The organism is Kocuria subflava, from assembly GCF_012163155.1.
GTDB classification, from domain to species: domain Bacteria; phylum Actinomycetota; class Actinomycetes; order Actinomycetales; family Micrococcaceae; genus Kocuria; species Kocuria subflava.
Genome location: NZ_JAAVUN010000060.1, coordinates 1 through 2,942 on the forward strand (window position 1 = coordinate 1; position 2,942 = coordinate 2,942).

The 2,942-nt window shown below is 62.5% G+C and carries 5 protein-coding genes; 3 read left to right on the plus strand and 2 right to left on the minus strand.

Annotation, left to right across the window (positions count from 1 at the left end; genetic code table 11):
• The first annotated feature begins 341 nt into the window (after positions 1-341).
• The 3 genes from GTW58_RS12860 to GTW58_RS12870 all read left to right on the plus strand — a co-directional run bounded on the left by GTW58_RS12860 (position 342) and on the right by GTW58_RS12870 (position 1,555).
• Entirely contained in the window at positions 342-539 is a 198-nt protein-coding gene (locus GTW58_RS12860; protein ID WP_119933845.1) for a helix-turn-helix transcriptional regulator, read from the plus strand.
• Positions 536-994 (plus strand): HipA N-terminal domain-containing protein, encoded by a 459-nt coding sequence (locus tag GTW58_RS12865; RefSeq protein WP_168023542.1) that lies wholly within the window; start codon positions 536-538, stop codon positions 992-994. Before GTW58_RS12860 ends, GTW58_RS12865 begins: the two co-directional genes overlap by 4 nt.
• A gap of 252 nt (positions 995-1,246) precedes the next feature.
• Positions 1,247-1,555 (plus strand): helix-turn-helix domain-containing protein, encoded by a 309-nt coding sequence (locus tag GTW58_RS12870; RefSeq protein ID WP_119933829.1) that lies wholly within the window; start codon positions 1,247-1,249, stop codon positions 1,553-1,555.
• 46 nt (positions 1,556-1,601) lie between these two features.
• Here GTW58_RS12870 and GTW58_RS12875 read toward each other — a convergent pair whose 3' ends face one another.
• Both GTW58_RS12875 and GTW58_RS12880 read right to left on the minus strand, forming a co-directional pair.
• Positions 1,602-2,180 carry a hypothetical protein gene (locus GTW58_RS12875; protein ID WP_119933830.1) on the minus strand — a complete coding sequence of 193 codons (579 nt, stop codon included), beginning with the start codon at positions 2,178-2,180 and terminating at the stop codon, positions 1,602-1,604.
• A 75-nt stretch (positions 2,181-2,255) separates the two neighbouring features.
• Positions 2,256-2,762 (minus strand): DUF6650 family protein, encoded by a 507-nt coding sequence (locus GTW58_RS12880; RefSeq protein WP_119933831.1) that lies wholly within the window; start codon positions 2,760-2,762, stop codon positions 2,256-2,258.
• Positions 2,763-2,942 lie beyond the last annotated feature (180 nt).

The window sequence follows — 2,942 nt, forward strand, 5'->3', positions numbered from 1 at the left end:
CGTCAGATCTACAGGCAACTCAACGCCACGATCACACCTGCGGCGGCTGCTTGACATACATAGGAGATTCAATGGCCGGCTCGAACACCTCCGCGGCTCCGCAATCGGCTTCCGCAACCTCACCAACTACATCGCCCGCAGCCTCCTCGAATCAGGCGGCTTCAGAAACCAGCTACACCCTCGGATGCGATGAGCCCAATATGTTGCCGATTCAGAAACTGGGCCTGGGTGCAACACCGTGGCTAGACCGTAACCGGCAAGATACTGCCTATCTGGTCGCGCCGGGAGCATAATCAGCAAGAATCAGCACGAACCGGCAAGATCCTGCCGCAAGGAGGGACATGGGAGACATTCATGATGCAGGACGCAACATACGAGCCACGCGCAAAGACGCCGGTCTGGCCCAACAGGAGCTGGCAGATCTGGCCGGAACATCGCAGCGGACTGTCCGATCCATAGAGAACGGAACCGGCAATCCATCCCTGGCCTCCGTGGTGGCGGTCGCTCAGGTGTTGGGCCTAAGGGTCCTGGTGCAATGACGAGCGACTTCCATCAACTGCGCCAGGTCTCCACCGCGGAGGTCTACAAATCGAGAAAACTCGCGGGTACCTTGCAGCGCCAATCCGACAGCTCAACCGTTTTTACCTACCACACGGACTACGTTCAAGATCACGGTGAGCCGGTCGCCTCCACCCTGCCTGTCAACACCACGCCCGTTGTCACGGCGGGTGGCGGGTTACCCCCATTTTTCGCGGGCCTGTTGCCCGAAGGACACCGGCTCACCGTTGTCCGAGATGCCGTGAAAACCAGCCTCGACGATGAACTGTCTCTGCTGTTGGCCGTGAGTGCCGACACCCCCGGCCAAGCACAACGTCACCTCGGAAGATGCAGTCGCAGCCCTCGCCCTTTGAAGGCTCGCCGTTGCGTCACGCGGAGCGGGAGCTGCGGGCATGGCGTTCCGTGCTCAGCTGACTCGAACTTTGCGCACGGATAAATGCGATCCGGTGCACGGAGTACGCGCTTATCCGTGCGCAAAGTCCGAGCCTGCGCCGGAACCGGCACGGAAGCTGAGCCGGCACACAAGGTGCACCTCGCTGGGTGGTTCTCAAACCCGCGCAAGCCCCTCATGACGCTGATTCGCCGGGTTCTGCGGGGATCACGGCGTCCTGTGTCGCGTCCTGAGCGTCAGCCTATCGAGGATGTGCGCGGCCCGGTGGCGGAGAATCGGCCTCGTCCTCAAACCCGTTTGAGTGTCCCGAATCGGGCTGCGCTGGCTGAGGAGTACGCCGAAGGGGTGCCGGTCGATGAGCTGGCGCGGCGGTTCGGGATACACCGCACGACCATCCACAGGCTCGCCGCTCAGGCAGGTGTCGCGGTGCGCCGACGCGGTTTGGATGAGCCCGGACGCCGGGAGGCTGCGCGGCTGTACGAAAACGGCATGACACTCGAAGAGGTCGCTGCCGAACTGTGGGTCGGCGATGAGACGGTCCGATCCGCCGTCGTAGCCCGCGGCGGCGCAATCCGCCCGCGTGGCCGCCGTCCCGCCGGGGCGTGATGCACCCCGTCCAACTCATCTTGTGTGACGCGGCAGCATCCTCTGATCACCGCTCCGCGCTCGGTTCAGCCAAGTAGTTGTTGGCGGCAGCCAGGAACGTCCGATAAAGCGCTGTCGCCGCGTCATGCGAAACGTCGACAGGAAACTCGATATCAAGCCAACGCCAGACAAGACCTCGGCTAGTGGGACCGTCGAGACTCCACGTCTGAAGCTGTTGGCGGGTGATTTCGGCGACGCGCCCTCTCCCGGTCGTGTAATCGTCAAAGTGCTCCGCGACGTTCCGGAAAGTCCTGAGCGAAGGCACCATCTCGTCGAAGGCAGTGAGATGTTGAAGCACCGCTCCTTGAAGTTCCTGCACGTGTGCCGTGAGACCGATGGCGCGGCGAAGTCGGGTCAGCGCCACGAGAAGGAAGTGAAGGTCAATCTCCTGACGCCACACTTCGTTGCCAGGAGCGCTTGGGTCGACGACTGGTTCTGTCACGCGGCGGCGCTGCATGTGCACTGCGTTGATCCACGTGGTTGCTTCTGTTTGCATGCGCTGAACGAGCGCGGCGTCCGTGAGCGGGACCTTCCGCGCTTCAGCGAACTCGTTCAGCAGCGCTCGTGCTTGTTCTGGCCCGGTCATGCGCGGACCTCTATGCGACTGCTGCCGCAGCGTGTGTGCGACTCGGCGCACAGATCAGAGGCTCCCACCAGACATCTACGCTTCATCGGGCTTGGGCAAGACCTGCGCAAGATCATCTTCGACATCGAGACCGTGCGCGGCCGCGATCACGGCTACCTGCATCCCGACGCCGGTGCGCAGTTCTCCAAGGGCTTCACCGAACCAGTAGTCGTGCATGGCCCATCGCTGGTCGCGAAACAGGTGTCGTTGCCTCGCTGCCTGATCGGCAGGGTCTTCGACAGCTCCAACGCGCTGAAGAAAACGCACACAGAAGCGTCGCATCATACGTAGGGGTCCACTCAGCTCCGCGCCGATTCCGCCCGCCGAGAGCACCTCGGTGAGATGGTCACGGATGTCGATCACCGAAGCGACGCATTGTTCGGGAACTTCGTTGGTGTAGGTCGAGAACAGCACGCGTCGCACTTCGACGAAGGCGATCACAGCACGAGCGACAGTGATGTCGGCCGTAGCCGGCGACCACGAGACACCGAAGATCGGCGTGCTCACACCGTTGATGCGTGCGACGACCTCGGAGAACTTCACAGCTCCAAGTTTAGCATCTCGCGTGACGGCGGACCGTTTGGACGCACCGCGCGGTCGGCCAGCGCATCGCGCACACGATGTACTCGGAGACCGTCAGCTCGGACCTTGCCTTAGCCTCGATCCACCGATCAGCGTCGCGGAGGGATCGGCGTTTTAACGTCGGAATGCCCTGCTGACCAC

Bases quoted from the DNA above. Each gene is read 5' to 3' on its own strand.
- GTW58_RS12860 (WP_119933845.1), top strand. From the start codon at position 342: ATGGGAGACATTCATGATGCAGGACGCAACATACGAGCCACGCGCAAA.
- GTW58_RS12865 (WP_168023542.1), top strand. From the start codon at position 536: ATGACGAGCGACTTCCATCAACTGCGCCAGGTCTCCACCGCGGAGGTC.
- GTW58_RS12875 (WP_119933830.1), bottom strand. From the start codon at position 2,180: ATGACCGGGCCAGAACAAGCACGAGCGCTGCTGAACGAGTTCGCTGAA.